Consider the following 16,115-nt stretch of genomic DNA (forward strand, 5'->3'; position numbering starts at 1 on the left):
GCACTCACTCACAACCGGTCTTCAGGGAGCCAGACGCTGGACCCGCCAGCCCTCGCCGTCGCGCTCGTAGACCAGCCGGTCGTGCATCCGCCCGGGCCTCCCCTGCCAGAACTCCACCGACTCGGGGACCACGCGGTAGCCACCCCAGTGGTCGGGGGTCGGCACGTCGCGGCCCTCGAAGCGCTCGGTCATCTCGTCGTAGAGCTCGGTCAGCTCCGCGCGCGAGCCGACGGGCTCGGACTGGCGGCTGGCCCAGGCACCGAGCTGCGACACGCGCGGTCGGGACCGGTGGTAGGCGTCGACGGCCTCGCGCTCGAGGACGTGGGCGGTCCCGGCGATGCGCACCTGCCGCTCGAGCGGGTGCCACGGGAAGAGCAGAGCGCACCGCGGGTCGGCCGCGAGCTCGCGCCCCTTGAGCGAGGTTTGGTTGGTGAAGAGCACGAAGCCGCGCTCGTCCACTCCCTTGAGGAGCACCATCCGGGAGTCCGGCGCGCCGTCGAGACCGACCGTGCCGAGCACCATCGCGTTGGGCTCGTGCACGCCCCCGTCGAGCGCCTCGCGCAGCCAGCGCTGGAACATCGCGAACGGGTCGGCGGCGAGCTGGGGGACGTCGAGCCCGACGTCGCTGTACTCCTTGCGCAGCGCCGCGACGTCGACCGGCGCTGGCTGCGAGCCTGGCTGCGAGTCTGCCTGCGAGTCCATGGCCGCACCCTAGACGCCCACCCGTCGCGCCCGGACGGACCGCGGGGTGAAGTGCGAGTCAAAGCGGTGCACAATGAGACGGCTCGCGTGCTCGTCGATGGCGAGCCCTACGCCGTACGCCGCGTCAATCACAAGGGAGCGTCATGACCGAGGTGCACCACGGGCTCGAGGGAGTCGTCGCGTTCGAGTCGGAGATCGCCGAGCCGGACAAGGAGGGCTCAGCGCTGCGCTACCGCGGCGTCGACATCGAGGAGATCGTCGGCCGGGTGCCCTTCGAGAACGTCTGGGGCCTCCTGATCGACGGCGCCTACAACCCGGGCCTGGCGCCCGCCGAGCCCTACAACCTGCCCGTCCACACCGGCGACGTCCGCGTCGACGTGCAGGCCGCGGTCGCGATGCTCGCGCCGGCCTTCGGGTTCCGGCAGACCTACGACATCTCCGACGAGCAGGCCCGCGAGGACATCGGCCGCCTCGCCGTCATGGTCCTCTCCTACGCCGCCCAGTCGGCCCGCGGCCTCCACCAGGCCGTCGTCCCCCAGAAGGTCGTCGACGAGGGCTCCACCCTCGCGGAGAAGTTCCTCATCCGCTGGAAGGGCGAGGCCGACCCGCAGCACGCGCACGCGATCGACGCCTACTGGTCCTCCGCCGCCGAGCACGGCATGAACGCCTCCACGTTCACCGCCCGCGTCATCACCTCCACCGGCGCGGACGTTGCCGCTGCGTTCTCCGGCGCCATCGGCGCGATGAGCGGCCCGCTGCACGGCGGCGCCCCCGCGCGCGTCCTGACGATGATCGAGGAGGTCGAGAAGTCGGGCGACGCCACGGCGTACGTCAAGGGCCTGCTCGACTCCGGCGAGCGGCTGATGGGCTTCGGCCACCGCGTCTACCGCGCCGAGGACCCGCGCGCCCGCGTCCTGCGGCGTACGGCGAAGGAGCTCGACGCTCCCCGCTACGCCGTCGCCGAGGCGCTCGAGCAGGCGGCCCTCAAGGAGCTGCGCGAGCGCCGTCCCGACCGCGTCCTCGAGACCAACGTCGAGTTCTGGGCGGCCATCGTCCTGGACTTCGCGGAGGTGCCGGCCACCATGTTCACCTCGATGTTCACCTGCGCCCGCACGGGCGGCTGGTCGGCGCACATCCTCGAGCAGAAGCGCACCGGTCGGTTGATCCGCCCGTCCGCGATCTACACCGGCCCGGCCTCCCGGCCCGCCAGCGACGTCGAGGGCTGGGACGAGGCCTGGGGCAAGTAGGCCCCTCGGGACCTCAGTCCGCGAACGGCACCGCGGCGGCCTGCCGCGCGGTCGGCGCGGTGGCCGGCCGCTCGACGTACCAGCTGGTGCGGCCCTCGGCGCCGTCCATGCTGAGCGAGATGTGCATGTGGTCGCGGTGCCGCAGCGTCTTCGAGCAGGTCTTGCGAGAGCGGCAGCCGGAGTTGAGGTAGGGCCGTGGCTCGAAGCCGTACCACGCGGAGTAGATCCGGTCGTTCCAGATGACGTACATGATGCCCATCCGGCGCGCGAGGGCGTCGGTGTCGCCGATCTCGTCGTCGGCGAAGGCCTCGGTGATGAACGCCTCCGCGGTGGCCTGGTCGTCGAGGCTGGTCGCGTCCAGGGTCCAGTCGAAGGCGCGTCCGTCCTTGTGCTCCGAGGACCCACCGGACTTGCACGAGCGCAGGGTGCCGCCGTAGGCGCCACCCCGGGCCGAGAGCCACTGCGCGAGCGCCACGGTCCCGGGCCGGTCCTTGGTGACGCAGGTCTTCTGCGGCTTCCAGGTCGCGTAGGAGTCGACGGGCATGACGTACTTCGACGTCGCCGGTGCCCCGCCCAGGCAGACGAGCAACGCCACCGTCAGCAGCACCACGAGTCCCTTGCGCACGGATGGAGGTTAGAGGGACGGATGGGGCAGTGGAATACGAATGGGACAAAAAGTCACTCGAACACCGGCGTGTCGGCTGGACACGCCGAGAGAACGAGTGGCTTCCCGAAGCAGCGACTGATGCCGGAGTCGCGGTAGTAGCCGAAGCCGGGGATCGCGGCGTAGCCGCTCGACTCGTAGAGCGCGATCGCCTCGGGCTGCTTCATCCCGGTCTCGAGGACGAGCGCGTCCACCCCCGCGTCGCGGGCTGTCGCCTCGAGGTGGGCGAGCATCGCGCGGGCCAGGCCGAGGCCGCGGGCGGACGGGACGACGTACATCCGCTTCACCTCCGCGGTGTTCGTCGTGCCCGCGAAGTCGACGTCGCTGCGCCGGCGCCACGCACCGGACGCGACGGGCTGGCCGTCGAGGCGTCCGACGAAGAACGCGCCGAGCGGAGGGACGAACTCGGCCACGTCGATCGGCGACTCGTCCCGCCCGCCGTAGCGGACGACGTACTCCTCTTGGACCGCCTCCACCAGCAGCTGGGCGTCGGGATCGGTGATCCGTGCTTCTGAGATGCGTAGGGCGGGCACGGGCGCATCGTATGAGAGGCTGGCCGCGCTGACAGCGTCGTCAGGATCCTCACACCCCGCACCCCACGGAAGGCTCCACCGGTGACCGACGCCATCACGATCCCCGCCGAACTCCTGCCCGCCGACGGCCGCTTCGGCGCCGGGCCCTCGAAGATCCAGACCAGCCACCTCGACGCCCTCGCCGCGACCGGCTCGTCGCTGATGGGCACCTCGCACCGCCAGGCCCCGGTCAAGGACACGGTCGGCCGCGTGCGCGAGGGGCTGGCCGCCCTGTTCGACCTGCCCGAGGGCTACGAGGTCGTGCTCGGCAACGGCGGCGCCACCGCCTTCTGGGACGTCGCGACCTTCGGCCTGATCCGCGACAAGAGCCAGCACCTGTCCTTCGGCGAGTTCTCCGCGAAGTTCGGCACCGCCGCCGCGGCCGCCCCGTGGCTGCAGGACCCGACGATCATCAAGAGCGAGCCGGGCTCGCTGCCCGAGCCGGTGGCCGAGGAGGGCGTGGACGTCTACGCCTGGGCGCACAACGAGACCTCGACCGCCGTGATGGCGCCCGTACGCCGCCCGGCCGGCGCGGCCGACGACGCGCTCGTCCTCGTCGACGCCACGTCGGGAGCCGGTGGCCTCCCCGTCGACCTCACCGAGGTCGACACCTACTACTTCGCGCCGCAGAAGTGCTTCGCCTCCGACGGCGGCCTCTGGATCGCGCTGATGTCGCCGCGGGCGCTGGCGCGGGCCGAGGAGATCGCCGGCACCGACCGGCACATCCCGGCCTTCTTCGACCTGCCGATCGCGATCGACAACTCCTCGAAGAACCAGACCTACAACACCCCGTCGGTCGCCACGCTGTTCCTGATGGCCGAGCAGCTCGACTGGATGAACGCCCAGGGCGGCCTGACCGGCATGGTCGAGCGCACCACCGCGTCGTCCGACGCGCTCTACGGCTGGGCCGAGAAGACGTCCTACACGACGCCGTACGTCGCCGAGCCTGCCCACCGCTCACTGGTGATCGGCACCGTCGACTTCGACGAGTCGATCGACGCCGCCGCGATCGCGAAGGTGCTGCGAGCCAACGGGATCGTGGACACCGAGCCCTACCGCAAGCTCGGGCGCAACCAGCTGCGGATCGCGATGTATCCCGCGATCGACCCCTCCGACGTCGAGAAGCTCACCGGCGCCATCGACTTCGTGGTCAGCTCTCTCTGAGCAGCTTCAGGGTCGCCCGTTCCAGCGCGGCCTGCCGCTCGTCCCGCGTGGGGAACGAGCGGCGAGCCGCACGGGCGATCGTGCGGCCGGACTCGTAGGCGTCGATGACCCGCGGGTCGACGTACGACGACCGCGCGAGCGCCGGGGTGTTGCCGAGGAACTCCGAGACCTCCCGCATCGCGCCGGCGACGGCCCGCTTGCGGGAGGCCTTGGTCTGCCCCGGCTCCTCGGTCTCCGCGAGCGCGAGGGCCGCGAGGACGGTGGCGTGCCAGGTGCGGAAGTCCTTGGCGCTGGCTTCCATCCCGCTGACCTCGCGGACGTACTCGTTGACGTGTCCCGAGTCGATGTCGCGCCACGTCGAGCCGTCCTTGAAGGCCAGCAGCTCCTCACCACCGCCGCGCCGGCGGCGCATCACGTCGAGCACCTCGATCACCGGCTCGTCGTCGATCTCGATGCTGTGCTCCACACCCGACTTGCCGACGAAGCAGAACGTCATCGTGCCGGCCCGCTTGGTGACGTGGTCCTTGCGCATCGTGGTCAGGCCGAAGCTGCCGTTGGTGTCGGCGTAGACGTCGTTGCCGATCCGGAAGTAGCCGATGTCGAGGAGGCGTACGGCGACCGCGCAGGCGCGCTCTCGTGACATGCCCTCGGTCCCGAGGTCGGTCAGGACTCGCTCGCGCACCCGCGACATCGCCTTGCCGAAGTCGATCAGGCGCGTGAACTTCGCCTGGTCGCGGCTCGTGCGCCAGTCGGGGTGGTAGAGGTACTGCCGGCGTCCGGCGTCGTCGGTGCCCACGGCCTGCAGGTGCCCGTTGGGGAACGGCGTGATCCACACGTCGGTCCACGCGGGCGGGATGACGAGGTCGACGCAGCGCTGCCGCTCGTCGGGCCCCAGCCGGTTGCCCTCCTCGTCGAGGAAGGTGAACCCCGAGCCGGCCCGGCGGCGCGACCAGCCCTTCTGGTCCGGGGAGGTACGGCGCAGTCGTGGCATGCCCGCACGCTAGCGGCGCGCGTCCCGCGATGGACCACCCGATGGTGTGGACACGACCCGACCCGGCCGAAACCCGGGTGACGGCTCGGCCCGGGTGCGAGAGGCTCGCGCGGTGGAGATCACCGACGACACCGTCCGAGCTCTCGTGTCCGAGCAGTTCCCCCGGTGGGCGGACCTCCCGGTGACGCCGGTGCCCGAGCAGGGTCACGACAACCGCACGTTCCGCCTCGGCGACGAGCTGTCCGTGCGGCTGCCGAGCGGTGATGGGTACGTCGCCGCGGTGGCCAAGGAGGACACCCACCTCCCGCTGATCGCCCGCCACGTGGGCACGACGGTCCCGGTGCCGGTCGCGAGCGGCGAGCCCGGGGCGGGCTACCCCCATCCGTGGTCGGTCCGGGAGTGGATCCCGGGCACGACGCCGGACCACGACGACGACCTCGACCGCCTCGCCCTGGCCCGCGAGCTGGGCACGTTCCTGCGGGAGCTGCGGTCGGTCCCGACCGAGGGCGCACCGTGGGCCGGGTGGCACTCCTTCCACCGCGGCAACCACCCCTCGGCGTGGGGTCACTCGTTCCAGGAGACCCTGCGCGAGCTCGGGGACTCGGTCGACACGGACGCGTGCCGGTCGGTCTGGGCGGACGCGATGTGCACGGCCTGGGCCGGCGACCCGGTGTGGTTCCACGGCGACGTCGCGCCCGGCAACCTGCTGACGCGGGACGGGCGACTGGCCGCGGTGATCGACTTCGGCACCTGCGGCGTCGGCGACCCTGCCTGCGACCTCGTGATCGCGTGGACGTTCTTCACGCCGGCCGAGCGCGCGGTGTTCCGCGACGCGGTGGCGCTGCCCGACGACACCTGGGCGCGAGCACGCGGCTGGGCGATCTGGAAGGCATTGATCACGCTGGGCAACCCCGACAGCCCGCTCCACCCGCAGCAGGTGCAGGCCTACGAGGAGCTGATGGCCGAGCACCGCGGCTGAGTGGTTGGTGGGTGCATACCGGAAGGGCGGATTTCCGGCCTCGACCCGCCGTGGTTGGTATCCAGCTACCTACCGCGCGGCTCGCAACCCATGAACCAGCCGATTCGGTTGGCACCTGCATACCGTCAGCGCGGTCGGAGCGACCTGACCAGCACGACCAGCGCCCCGCCGAGGACCACCGAACCCACGGCCCACCACCAGAAGCTGCGACGGGCCGCGGCGTCGGCGAGGTCGTCGACGGCCGTCGTGCTGCCGTCGTCCGTCCCGGTGCCCGTGGAGGGACTGGCCGCCGGCGTCGTGGTCGGCGTGGGGGTCGGCGTCGTGGTCGGGGCCAGCGCCGAGCGGATGTCCGCCGGCAGCAGCACCTTCAGCACCGGAGCCCGCTGACCCTCGCTGCTGACGTAGACGAACCGGGTGGACGGCGCGGCGATCCCCTCCCCCTGCTCCTGGCTCGGCAGGTCGAAGGCGCCGACCTTCTCCATCGACGGGAACGCGTAGACGACCGCGTTGGTGTAGGTCCGCAGGACGAGGTGTTCGCCGTCGGGGAAGAACGCGCCGTCGGTGACGATGCCCGCGACGTCGCCGACCTTGCCCAGCATGTTGGGGGCGTCGGCCGCCAGCTCCGGTGGCGCCTCGTAGAGCTCGCCGGCGAAGAAGCCCTTCGTCGCGACGTACACCCGGCCGGTGACGGGGTGCACGAGCAGCGCCTCCGCGTCGCGCGGCCCGTCGGGGTAGACGAGGTCGACGGTCTCCTCGTCGACGGTGCGGTCGCCGTCGCCGACCGGCACCCGGGTGACCTCGACCGAGTCGCGCTTCGTCGAGTTGTCACCGATGTCGGCGACCCAGACGTGGCCGGGCCCGGCGGGCGCCAGCGCCTCGACGTCCTCGGGACCGTCGTCCCAGTAGGTCACCCCGACGGTCTCGCCGGAGGTGGTGTCGACGGTGAAGACCCGGCCGATGTCACCCGAGTCGTTGATCGTGTGGGCACGGTCGCCCTCGATGACCAGCCCGCTCGACTCGACGATCTCCGGGTCCTCGAAGCGGAAGGCGACGTCGCCGGGTTCGCTGCCACCGGCCGCGGTCAGCCCGATGACGAACGGCGTGAGCACGGCGACCGCGCCGAGGGCTCTCCCGAGCCGCTCAGCCACCGATCTGCACCAGCTCGGCCAGCTTCGGCGTGACGCCCCACTGCTCGAGGAGGGCGTCGTACTCCTCCCGCGCCTCCACCGTGCCCGTCCGTGTCGCGCGGAGCATCGTGTTGCGCGGCGTGTGGGCGCTCTCGACGAACTCGACCACGTCGACGCGATAGCCGACGAGACGCAGGATCGAGGCGCGCAGCGCGTCGGTGAGGGTGTCGGCGAAGCGCTCGCGCAGGATCCCGTGCCGGGTCAGCAGGGTGTACGGCGAGGGCGTGCTCCCCGAGCGCAGCTGGGCCGCGATGTCGTGGTGGCAGCACGGCGCGGCGAGCACGAGCGCCGCCTCCCACTCGACGGCGCGGGCCAGCGCGTCGTCGGTGGCGGTGTCGCAGGCGTGGAGCGCGAGCACGACGTCGGGCGGCTGGGGCAGGGTCGCCTCGCCGATGGTGCCGACCACGAAGTCGGCGTCGATCCCGAGCGTGTCCGCGACGCCGGAGTTGTGGTCGGCCGACTGCTGCTTCACGTCGACCCCCGTCACGCGCACGGGCAGCCCGCGGACGTGGCTGAGGAACCGCTGGGCGGCGAAGGTGAGGTAGGCGTTGCCGCAGCCGAGGTCGACGATCCGCAGCGGGTCGTCGTCGGTCGGCCGGCGCAGGTGCCCCTTGGCGAGCGCGTCGGTGATCGAGGAGTCGAGCAGCCGGAGGAACTCCTCGACCTGGCGGTACTTCGCCTGCCGCGTCGGCTTGATCCGGCCCTGCGCGTCGGAGATGCCGAGGGCGACCAGCACCGGGTCGTCGCCCGCGAGGAGGCGCTGCTTGTCGCGGTCGTGCCCACGCTCGACGGCCAGCGGCTCGGAGCGGTCCTGGGTCGTGGTGATCGCGTCGCGCTTCTTGGTGACGCGGAGCTGGTGGGTCGCCGTGGTGGTGTCGACGTGCCAGTTGCCGAACGGCTCGGCCAGCAGTCCGTCGACCGCCGCCTCCGCCTCGGGGCCGAGGGCGACGTTGGCGGTGTGCGACTGCGTCTCGTCGAAGGAGGTGACCTGGAGGTGGCGTCCGGACTTCAGGTCGACGTGGCGCAGCTCGATGCGGCGTACGTCGCGGTCCTGCACGCGAGGAAGTGGCTGGCCCTTCTGGCGTCCGGACGCGAGGGCGCGCACGAGCGAGTCGGGATCGAGGAGGAGCACCCTGAGGTCGGCCAGGGCGTCGGCGAGCGGCTGGGTCGCCATCAGACGAGCGCGGCGATGACGACGATCAGGATGAGAGCCCCCAACGCGACCGGGATGACGAGACGGCGGTGGCGGGGGTTCACCCACCTATCCTACGGGGCTCACCAGTGCTCCATGGACGCGCGGAAGACGCCGGCCAGGTCCTCACCGTTGACCTCGCGGGGCGCGGTCGCCAGCAGCCGCTGCTGCTTGAGCGCGCCCTCGACCAGGTCGTCGACGTCTGTGTCGAGGTAGCCCACCTCGGCCAGGCCGTTGGGGATGTCGATGTCGCGCATCAGCGACCGCAGGACCGACGGCAGGGCGTCGGGACCGGCGTCGGCCGACGAACCCCCGAGGAGGGACGCCGCCCGGAGGTGTCGCTCGGGAGCGGCCTCGAAGGTGAGGGCGAACGCCGCCGGCGCGGTCAGCGACACCGCCATGCCGTGCGGGACGATCGGCTCGTCCTGCGGGTAGCCCTCGGGCCGGTAGTCGCGGACGCGCCCGGCGACCGGGTAGGCGTTGGCGTGCGGGATGTGCACCCCGGCGTTGCCGAAGCCGAGGCCGGCGAAGGTGGCGGCGAGCGCCATCTGCTCGCGCGCCTCGACCGAGGAGCCGTCGCGCACCGCAGTGCGGAACGCGCCGGCCAGCAGCGACAGCGCCTTCTCCGACCACATGTCGGCGATCGGGTTTGCCCCGCAGTAGGGCACCCGCTGCTCGGGGGTCTTGGCGTCGAAGTCGCCGAACCACCGCGCCGTGTAGCTCTCGAGCGCGTGGCACAGGATGTCCATGCCGCAGCTCGCGGTCACCATCGCGGGCTGGCTCGTCGTCAGGTCGGGGTCGACCACGGCCAGCGTCGGGCGCAGCCGGGCGTGGCTGATGCCGGTCTTGACCTTGAGGGCGAGCACGTCGAGCACGCAGATGGTCGTCGACTCCGCCCCGGTCCCGGTGGTGGTGGGTACGGCGACGAGCGGGAGCAGCGGCGCGACCGGGGCCCGGCCCGCACCGACCGGGGCGTTGACGTAGTCGAGCAGCGTGCCCTCGTTGGTGACGAGGAGGTTGACGGCCTTGGCCGTGTCGATGGCGGAGCCGCCGCCGACGGCGACGACCGCGTCCCACGGGCCGGCGTCCCGGGCGAAGGCGATCGCCTCCTCGAGGGACTCGTCGGTCGGCTCGACCCGGGCCCGGTCGAAGACGGTGACGTCGAAGCGGCGACGGGTGATCTGCCGGGCGATCCTCTCGGGGTGACCGGTCGCGGCCACCCCGGGGTCGGTGACGAGCAGCACCCGCGGGCGCCGCTCGTCACTGCCGACCAGCTGGTGGAGGTCGTGCCCGATCTCGGCCGAGGCGCCGGCTCCGAACTTCAGGCCGGGGGCCGCGTAGGTGAAGATCGTCTCGCTCACGAGCGCCACCGTAACGACCGGTGCACCTTTCCTCCACAGTGCTCCCACAGGGCGGTGATACGGCATTCAACGAGCTCCGGGGTCCATACGCTTTCCCCATGACCTCCTCCAGCACCGGGACCCGACCGTGAACGGCGGCACGCGCATGCTCGCCGGCATCGGCGCCGTCGTGCTGGTGATCAGCGGCCTCGGCTTCGCGACGCCCTCGGCGGCCGACGCCGACAGCCAGGCCCCGGCCCACTCCCAGGTCGCCGTCAACCGCTGAGCCACCCGCCGAGCCACCGCACCGGATCAACCGCCGGCGAGCCCCAGCGCATGACGCACGAGGTCGAGCACGGGCACGTTTCCCGACTCGACGTCGGCGACCTCCACCCACGCCACGTCGTCGGTGGTGCCCCCGACCTCCGCGACCCGCGGGTCGGCGTCGTCGGCGATGGTGGCGGCGAACACCAGGTGCACGCCGTGGAAGTCCTCCACGCGTCCGCTCGGCGCCGTGCCCGCGAAGTGCGTGTCGTGCACGTCGAGCAGCCGGCCGACCTCGCACTCCACCCCGCACTCCTCGGCGACCTCGCGCGCGAGCGCGTCGGCCGGCGGCTCACCGTGGTCGACGCCGCCACCGGGCAGCGTCCACGCGCCCGCGTGGTGGGCACGGGCCGAGAGCCGGGTGAGCAGCACGGCGCTCCCCCGCCGGATGACGGCGTAGGCAGCGACCCGCTGGAGCTGGAAGGGCAGGTGGTCGGCGAGGGCCTCGCCGACCATCGCCACGACCGGCACCGTGCCGTCGACGACCCGCTCGAGCGGGTGCCACGCGGCCTCGACGGTCGAGCCGTCGACCTCCACGACGCGCGGCGCGGGCGCGTCGGAGGGCACCCACGCGTCGTACACGATCCGCAGCGCGTGGAAGTCGGTCATCACGCCGTCGCGCGAGGCGCGCGGCAGGTGCGCGGAGTAGACGTGCGCTGTGTCGCCGACCGTCGCGCTCAGCCCCGTCTCCTCGACGATCTCGCGCAGCAGCGCGTCGCGCGGGTCCTCGCCGTGGTCGAGGCCACCACCCGGCAGCGTCCACAGCTCGGTGCGGCTGATGCGCGGCGCGAGGCGGCACAGCAGCACCTCGGGTCGGCTGGTGACGCGCATGATCACGGCGTACGCCGCGACACGCTGTCGCCGGGGCAGGGTGGGCATGGACCTAACCTGCCACGCCCGTCGAGGTTGTCGTAGCGTGACACCCGTGGCAGCAGCACCCCGCGATCCGTGGCTCGACAACACCAAGATGGTGCTCGTCATGCTGGTCGTCATCGGCCACTCGATCGGCCTCGTCGAGTCCACCACGGGCAGCCACTGGCTCTACGACTTCATCTACCTGTGGCACATCCCGGCCTTCGTCTTCATCAGCGGCTATCTCTCGAAGTCGTTCGAGTGGGACCGCCGCCGGATGAAGAACCTGCTCTACACGCTGGCGGTGCCCTACCTCCTCTTCGAGCCGGCGCTCTACTACTTCCGGGTCGGCGTGGTCGACGAGCACGAGCCCGGCCTGCTGTGGCTCAACCCGCACTGGACGATGTGGTACCTCGTCGTGCTGCTGATGTGGCGCCTCGCGACGCCGATCCTCAAGCTGCACTGGTTGTTCCTGCCGCTGTCGGTCATCGTCAGCCTGGTCGGCGGTCTCTGGGACACCGACGTGCTGATGATCCCGCGCTTCCTGGGCCTGCTGCCGTTCTACGTCCTCGGCCTCCACCTCAAGCCCCGCCACCTGCGCCACCTCGACGACGTCTGGGTGAGGGTCGCGTCGGTCCCGATGCTCGTCGGCATCGCGGTGATGGCGTTCTACACCGACACCTGGGCCCGGACGGCACTGCTGTGGTACGACGCGGGCTACGACGAGATCCCGATCGACAACGAGATCGTCTTCCAGACCCGCCTCACGGTGATGGGGGTCGGCCTGCTCGGTGCGTTCGCCGCGATGTCGTTGGTGCCGCGCCGCTCGCTCGGCTGGTTCACCCGGATGGGCACTGCCACCTTGGTCGTCTACCTGTTCCACGGCTTCATCATCAAGACCGCCAAGGCACTGGGCTGGGAGGACTTCACCGCCGCCCACGAGGTGCTCGGGCTGGTGCTGACCGTGGTCGGGGCCGCGGTCCTGGCCCTGGTGCTGGCCTCGCCGCCCGTACGCCGCGTGCTGGAGCCGCTGACCAACCCGCTCGGCTGGCTGGAGGCCCGCCGGGCGTCCGCCCGCAGGGCCGCTACGCCGTCGGACCCCACGTCGGCGGCACCGCGGAGCGCGGGACCGAGTCCAGCTCCGCTGCCTCGAGCCGGGTCGGCGCTGCCCCTCCCAGATGAGCCGGGTGCCACGGCGCCCGTTCCTCCGGTCGTGGGCGGTGGTGCGGACGATCCTGGATTTCCTCGAGCAGCCGGGTCAGGCGAGCGCCGAGGTCACGAGTCCACTCCGTGAGGTCCTCGCCGGGCGCGATCCTCATCGGCTCGCCGAAGCTGACGTCCACCCGGCGACCGCGCCTGAGGTCGACCCGGCCGACGGTGAAGATGCGCTGACCTCCCCACAGCGCGACGGGGACGACCGGAGCACCGGTCTCGCGCGCCAGGCTCGCCGTGCCCCTCATCAGGGCACGGACCGTGAAGGAGTGGGACACGCCCGCCTCCGGGAAGACGCCCACCGCCTCCCCCTCGCGCAGCAGCCGCCGCGCCGTGAGGTACGCCGCTGCGGGGGCCTCGCGGTCGACCGGCACGTGCCCCATCGCGTCCATCGCCCAGGCCAGCACCCGCCGTCGCCAGATGTCGTGGCGGGTCATGAACCTCACGTAGCGCCCGCGGGTGATGGCCGCCTTCTCGACGAACACGAAGTCGGGGTAGGAGCTGTGCGTCACGGCGAGCAGTACCGGCCCCGAGGTCGGCAGGTGCTCGACACCGGTGACGTCGACCCGGATGCCGAGGATCCGCAGGACGAGCCGGCCGAGTGCGTTGGCGGCGCGGTAGCAGGCCTCGCTCACGTGAAGGGCGGACGAGCGTCCCGGGCGATCGACCGGCGACCGGCCCAGCGCCACACCCGGGCGGCGCGGTCGCGGTCGGCGTCGTCGACGAGGTTGCCCATCCAGCGCAGGGCGAGCGTCATCAGCCAGTCGGAGCGCATGCCGGCCGGGCCGAGGGCGGCCACGACCTGGGGCACGGTCGCGACGCCGGCCAGGCGTCGGGCGATCGAGAACGCCTCGCCGTAGTGCTCGCGCAGGATGGCCGGCCAGGCCGTGCCCAGGTCGCCGCCGCCGTTCACCTGGCTGGCCATCAGCTCGGCCACGAACCGGCCGGTCTCCAAGCCGTAGTCGATGCCCTCGCCGTTGAGCGGGTTGACGCACGCCGCGGCGTCGCCGATCAGCGCCCAGTTGGGGCCGGCGACGCCGGAGACGGCCCCCCCCATGGGCAGCAGGGCCGAGGCGCCCATCCGGATGTCGCCGGAGAGCTTGAACTCCTCGCGGCGCTGCTCGGCGTAGTACGCCATCAGCGGCTTGATCGCGATGTTGGCCGGCCGCTTCGAGGTGGCCAGCGTGCCGACGCCGAGGTTCACCTCGCCCATCCCCGTCGAGCTCTGTCCGAGGGGGAAGATCCAGCCGTAGCCGCTGAGGATCTCGCCGTCCTCCCCGCGCAGCTCGAGGTGGGAGCTGATCCACGGGTCGTCGGACATCGCGGAGTCGACGTACGACCGGCCGGCGACGCCGTAGACGGTGTCGCGGTGCCACTCGCGGCCCAGCAGCTTGCCCAGCGGCGAGCGGACGCCGTCGGCGACGACGAGGCGCCGGCACTCGATGTCGAAGGTCTCGTCGCCGGAGCGGAAGGTGACGGCGGCGACGCGGTCGCGGTCGTGGCGTACGGCGACCGCTCGCGCCCCGTCGAGGGCGAGCGCCCCGCTCTTGATCGCGACGGTGCGCAGGTGGTCGTCGAGCTCGGTGCGCGCGACGGCCGATCCCCAGGCCGGGATGTCGCTGTCGGGCAGCGAGGGCCATGGCAGGAGCAGCGTCTGGTCGAAGCCGTGGGCGCGCAGCCCGAAGTTCACGGTGTGGGCCTGCAGCCAGTCGGCCAGGCCCAGCTTGGACAGCTCGCCGATGGCGCGCGGGGTGAGCCCGTCGCCGCAGGTCTTGTCGCGCGGGAAGACGGCGGCGTCGACCAGCACCGTGTCCAGCCCGGCCCGCGCGCTCCAGGCCGCCGCGGCCGAGCCGGCCGGTCCGGCACCGACGACGAGGACGTCGGTGGAGGTGGGTGTCGTCACGTGCGCGATTGTCTCAGTCGCGCGCGCGTGCCCACGAATCGCCTCAACGGAGGGAGCGGTGGCTGAGCAGGTGGACGCTCGCGTTGTCGCAGCCGGTGGTCGCGTGCCGCACGAACAACGAGCGCGTCTCGCCCGGGAGGTAGACCCGGAACCCGTCGACGTGCGTGGGTCGGCAGCGCCGCTGGGGGTAGACGCCGGCGACCGTCTCGCTGACCCGGCTCGTGGCCCGCTCGCCCGGCTGGAGCACCACGGTCGGCACCCGTCCGGGCTCGCGGTCGGCCGCCGCCCCGACCTGCGTCCCGTCGCCGCCACCCACGTAGGACAGCCCGCCGTACCCGTGCACCGAGCACGCGCGGTCGCTGGTGTTCTCGACGCGGAGCACGCCGTACCTGTGGCTCATCGCCGCGTCCCGCGGCCGGTAGTCGACGCCCACGTCGGCGGCCGAGCAGGACGGTGTCGGGCCCGCGGTCGCCGAGGCCACCGGGGCGAGGGTCGGGGCCACCGCCACGACGAGGCCGGCCAGGGCGAGGACCGCTGCACGCATCGACGTCACCATGCGATCCAGTGTGCTCCCGCGGGCAAGGGGCGAGGCCTCAGTAGCTGAACGTCGTGGCGCCCTCGTCGCCGATCCACTCCCACATCGGCACGGTGCCACCCTTGCGCGCACCGGCGACCAGCTCGACGTCCGCGAGACCCTTGGCGTCGACGCAGATCGGGCAGACCAGGTAGGTCCCACCCGCCGCGACGTAGCGCTCCATCAGGCTCTCCAGCGTCGGGCACCCCGTGCAGGCCGTCGCCGTCGCGACTCCCGGACAGGCGAGGCGGACCGCCTCCTTGGTCAGGAACATCAGTGTCGGTCGACCCGACTCGGCCGCCCCGACGGCCACCAGGAAGGCCACGGTGACCTTCTCGGCGTCCTCGAGGCCCGTCGCGAGTGAGATGACTGCCTTGCCCATGGACTTCCTCCTGTGAGTGGGTGGTCCCATGCAAGGCCCTCGCGGCCGGTCGGCGCACTTCACGTTCTGTAGTGACACCCGGCCTGTAGTGACACCCGGCGTCGTCGGGTCTAGCGTCGACCCATGCCCGGCTACGGCCAGTTCTGCCCGGTGGCGAAGACCTCCGAGCTGTTGTGCGAGCGCTGGACCCCGCTGGTACTGCGCGAGCTCATGTGCGGCAGCACCCGCTTCTCCGAGGTGCAGCGTGGCGTCCCGCTGGTCTCGCCCGCCCTGCTCACCAAGCGCCTGCGCCAGCTCGTCGCGGCCGGGGTCGTGGAGCGTACGGCGACGGGACGCGAGATCACCTACACGCTGACGGCCGCGGGCTGGGAGCTGTATCCCCTGATCGAGGCGATGGGGGTGTGGGGCCAGCGCTGGGCCCGCAGCAGCTACGGACCCGACGAGCTCGACCCGTCGCTGCTGATGTGGGACATCCGGCGGATGCTCACCCCGGGCGGACTGGCCGAGCGGCCGACGGTGATCGAGTTCCGGCTCCGCGACGGGCCGCCCCGCCGGGCGCGCTACTGGCTGGTGGTCGACGAGCAGGACATCGACCTGTGCCTCATCGACCCGCTGCGCGACGTGGACCTGTGCGTCGAGGCCAGCCTCCGGGCGTTGACCGAGGTGTGGATGGGCGATCGCGCGATGGCGGACGCGCTGGCCGACGGGTCGATCCGCCTAACGGGTCCGGCCGACCTCGTCGGCCGGTTCCCCGCGTGGCTCGGCTGCCACCCCGTGCTCGGCGTCGTGCCCGCGGCCACGCGCGGCTGACAGGGCCGCAGCGGCAGCGT

The 16,115-nt window shown here is 72.2% G+C and carries 17 protein-coding genes and 1 pseudogene; 6 read left to right on the forward strand and 12 right to left on the reverse strand.

Annotated features, from left to right (window positions below):
• Positions 1-21: 21 nt before the first annotated feature.
• Positions 22-702, reverse strand: coding sequence for a pyridoxamine 5'-phosphate oxidase (gene pdxH / locus C7S10_RS02000; RefSeq protein WP_108342722.1), 681 nt, complete (start codon positions 700-702; stop codon positions 22-24).
• A gap of 143 nt (positions 703-845) precedes the next feature.
• On the opposite strand from pdxH, the gene C7S10_RS02005 reads away from it, so the two are divergent.
• Entirely contained in the window at positions 846-1,949 is a 1,104-nt protein-coding gene (locus C7S10_RS02005; protein ID WP_108342723.1) for a citrate synthase 2, read from the forward strand.
• 13 nt (positions 1,950-1,962) lie between these two features.
• On the opposite strand, the gene C7S10_RS02010 is transcribed toward C7S10_RS02005, so the two are convergent.
• Positions 1,963-2,574, reverse strand: coding sequence for a VldE C-terminal domain-containing protein (locus tag C7S10_RS02010; RefSeq protein WP_133176407.1), 612 nt, complete (start codon positions 2,572-2,574; stop codon positions 1,963-1,965).
• Positions 2,575-2,627: 53 nt separating this feature from the next.
• Complete coding sequence (locus tag C7S10_RS02015; RefSeq protein ID WP_243395151.1) at positions 2,628-3,146, reverse strand: GNAT family N-acetyltransferase; 519 nt, start codon at positions 3,144-3,146, stop codon at positions 2,628-2,630.
• Between the two features lie 81 nt (positions 3,147-3,227).
• Between C7S10_RS02015 and serC the strand changes: the two genes are divergently transcribed.
• A complete protein-coding gene (gene serC / locus C7S10_RS02020; protein ID WP_108342725.1) occupies positions 3,228-4,349 on the forward strand; it encodes a phosphoserine transaminase in 1,122 nt (373 codons plus the stop codon).
• On the opposite strand, the gene C7S10_RS02025 is transcribed toward serC, so the two are convergent.
• Positions 4,336-5,340 (reverse strand): DNA topoisomerase IB, encoded by a 1,005-nt coding sequence (locus tag C7S10_RS02025; protein ID WP_108342726.1) that lies wholly within the window; start codon positions 5,338-5,340, stop codon positions 4,336-4,338. The genes serC and C7S10_RS02025 overlap by 14 nt on opposite strands.
• A 112-nt stretch (positions 5,341-5,452) precedes the next feature.
• Between C7S10_RS02025 and C7S10_RS02030 the strand changes: the two genes are divergently transcribed.
• Complete coding sequence (locus C7S10_RS02030) at positions 5,453-6,319, forward strand: aminoglycoside phosphotransferase family protein (RefSeq protein WP_108342727.1); 867 nt, start codon at positions 5,453-5,455, stop codon at positions 6,317-6,319.
• A gap of 125 nt (positions 6,320-6,444) precedes the next feature.
• Here the strand turns inward: C7S10_RS02030 and C7S10_RS02035 are convergent, their stop codons facing one another.
• The 3 genes from C7S10_RS02035 to C7S10_RS02045 form a co-directional block, all read right to left on the reverse strand.
• Positions 6,445-7,467 carry a hypothetical protein gene (locus tag C7S10_RS02035; protein ID WP_108342728.1) on the reverse strand — a complete coding sequence of 341 codons (1,023 nt, stop codon included), beginning with the start codon at positions 7,465-7,467 and terminating at the stop codon, positions 6,445-6,447.
• On the reverse strand, positions 7,460-8,680 hold the full coding sequence (locus C7S10_RS02040) for a class I SAM-dependent methyltransferase (protein ID WP_108342729.1): 1,221 nt from the start codon (positions 8,678-8,680) through the stop codon (positions 7,460-7,462). The genes C7S10_RS02035 and C7S10_RS02040 overlap by 8 nt, the downstream gene beginning before the upstream one ends.
• Positions 8,681-8,781: 101 nt before the next feature.
• Positions 8,782-10,059 carry a hydroxyacid-oxoacid transhydrogenase gene (locus tag C7S10_RS02045; protein ID WP_243395152.1) on the reverse strand — a complete coding sequence of 426 codons (1,278 nt, stop codon included), beginning with the start codon at positions 10,057-10,059 and terminating at the stop codon, positions 8,782-8,784.
• A 127-nt stretch (positions 10,060-10,186) separates the two neighbouring features.
• Here C7S10_RS02045 and C7S10_RS22090 point away from each other — a divergent pair, with 127 nt between their 5' ends.
• The gene (locus C7S10_RS22090) at positions 10,187-10,324 is read left to right on the forward strand and encodes a hypothetical protein (protein ID WP_165807024.1); all 138 of its coding nucleotides are present in this window, start codon (positions 10,187-10,189) and stop codon (positions 10,322-10,324) included.
• 26 nt (positions 10,325-10,350) lie between these two features.
• On the opposite strand, the gene C7S10_RS22970 is transcribed toward C7S10_RS22090, so the two are convergent.
• Positions 10,351-11,241 carry an NUDIX domain-containing protein gene (locus tag C7S10_RS22970; RefSeq protein WP_108342731.1) on the reverse strand — a complete coding sequence of 297 codons (891 nt, stop codon included), beginning with the start codon at positions 11,239-11,241 and terminating at the stop codon, positions 10,351-10,353.
• Between C7S10_RS22970 and C7S10_RS02055 the strand changes: the two are divergent.
• Positions 11,240-12,190, forward strand: a pseudogene (locus C7S10_RS02055) (acyltransferase family protein); the annotation flags it as partial. The gene C7S10_RS22970 and the pseudogene C7S10_RS02055 sit on opposite strands and share 2 nt — an antisense overlap.
• Positions 12,191-12,299: 109 nt before the next feature.
• On the opposite strand, the gene C7S10_RS22685 reads toward C7S10_RS02055, so the two are convergent.
• Genes C7S10_RS22685 through C7S10_RS02075 form a run of 4 tightly spaced genes read right to left on the reverse strand, consistent with a single transcriptional unit; the run spans position 12,300 to position 15,285 of the window.
• Complete coding sequence (locus C7S10_RS22685; protein WP_243395153.1) at positions 12,300-13,061, reverse strand: lysophospholipid acyltransferase family protein; 762 nt, start codon at positions 13,059-13,061, stop codon at positions 12,300-12,302.
• Positions 13,058-14,329: a geranylgeranyl reductase family protein gene (locus C7S10_RS02065; RefSeq protein WP_108342733.1), complete on the reverse strand. Its 1,272-nt coding sequence runs from the start codon at positions 14,327-14,329 to the stop codon at positions 13,058-13,060. Before C7S10_RS02065 ends, C7S10_RS22685 begins: the two co-directional genes overlap by 4 nt.
• A 43-nt stretch (positions 14,330-14,372) precedes the next feature.
• Positions 14,373-14,885, reverse strand: a complete 513-nt coding sequence (locus C7S10_RS02070; RefSeq protein WP_108342734.1) for a DUF4232 domain-containing protein — start codon at positions 14,883-14,885, stop codon at positions 14,373-14,375.
• Between the two features lie 37 nt (positions 14,886-14,922).
• Complete coding sequence (locus tag C7S10_RS02075) at positions 14,923-15,285, reverse strand: DsrE family protein (protein WP_108342735.1); 363 nt, start codon at positions 15,283-15,285, stop codon at positions 14,923-14,925.
• A 123-nt stretch (positions 15,286-15,408) separates the two neighbouring features.
• On the opposite strand from C7S10_RS02075, the gene C7S10_RS02080 reads away from it, so the two are divergent.
• On the forward strand, positions 15,409-16,095 hold the full coding sequence (locus C7S10_RS02080) for a winged helix-turn-helix transcriptional regulator (protein WP_108342736.1): 687 nt from the start codon (positions 15,409-15,411) through the stop codon (positions 16,093-16,095).
• The last annotated feature ends 20 nt before the right edge of the window (positions 16,096-16,115 follow it).

The organism is Nocardioides currus (assembly GCF_003057875.1).
Lineage (GTDB): Bacteria > Actinomycetota > Actinomycetes > Propionibacteriales > Nocardioidaceae > Nocardioides > Nocardioides currus.

Excerpts from the sequence above, each read along its gene's own strand:
- C7S10_RS02075 (WP_108342735.1), bottom strand. The coding sequence starts at position 15,285 with ATGGGCAAGGCAGTCATCTCACTCGCGACGGGCCTCGAGGACGCCGAG.
- C7S10_RS02070 (WP_108342734.1), bottom strand. The coding sequence starts at position 14,885 with ATGGTGACGTCGATGCGTGCAGCGGTCCTCGCCCTGGCCGGCCTCGTC.
- C7S10_RS22970 (WP_108342731.1), bottom strand. The coding sequence starts at position 11,241 with ATGCCCACCCTGCCCCGGCGACAGCGTGTCGCGGCGTACGCCGTGATC.
- pdxH (WP_108342722.1), bottom strand. The coding sequence starts at position 702 with ATGGACTCGCAGGCAGACTCGCAGCCAGGCTCGCAGCCAGCGCCGGTC.
- C7S10_RS02080 (WP_108342736.1), top strand. The coding sequence starts at position 15,409 with ATGCCCGGCTACGGCCAGTTCTGCCCGGTGGCGAAGACCTCCGAGCTG.
- C7S10_RS02040 (WP_108342729.1), bottom strand. The coding sequence starts at position 8,680 with ATGGCGACCCAGCCGCTCGCCGACGCCCTGGCCGACCTCAGGGTGCTC.
- C7S10_RS02005 (WP_108342723.1), top strand. The coding sequence starts at position 846 with ATGACCGAGGTGCACCACGGGCTCGAGGGAGTCGTCGCGTTCGAGTCG.
- C7S10_RS02025 (WP_108342726.1), bottom strand. The coding sequence starts at position 5,340 with ATGCCACGACTGCGCCGTACCTCCCCGGACCAGAAGGGCTGGTCGCGC.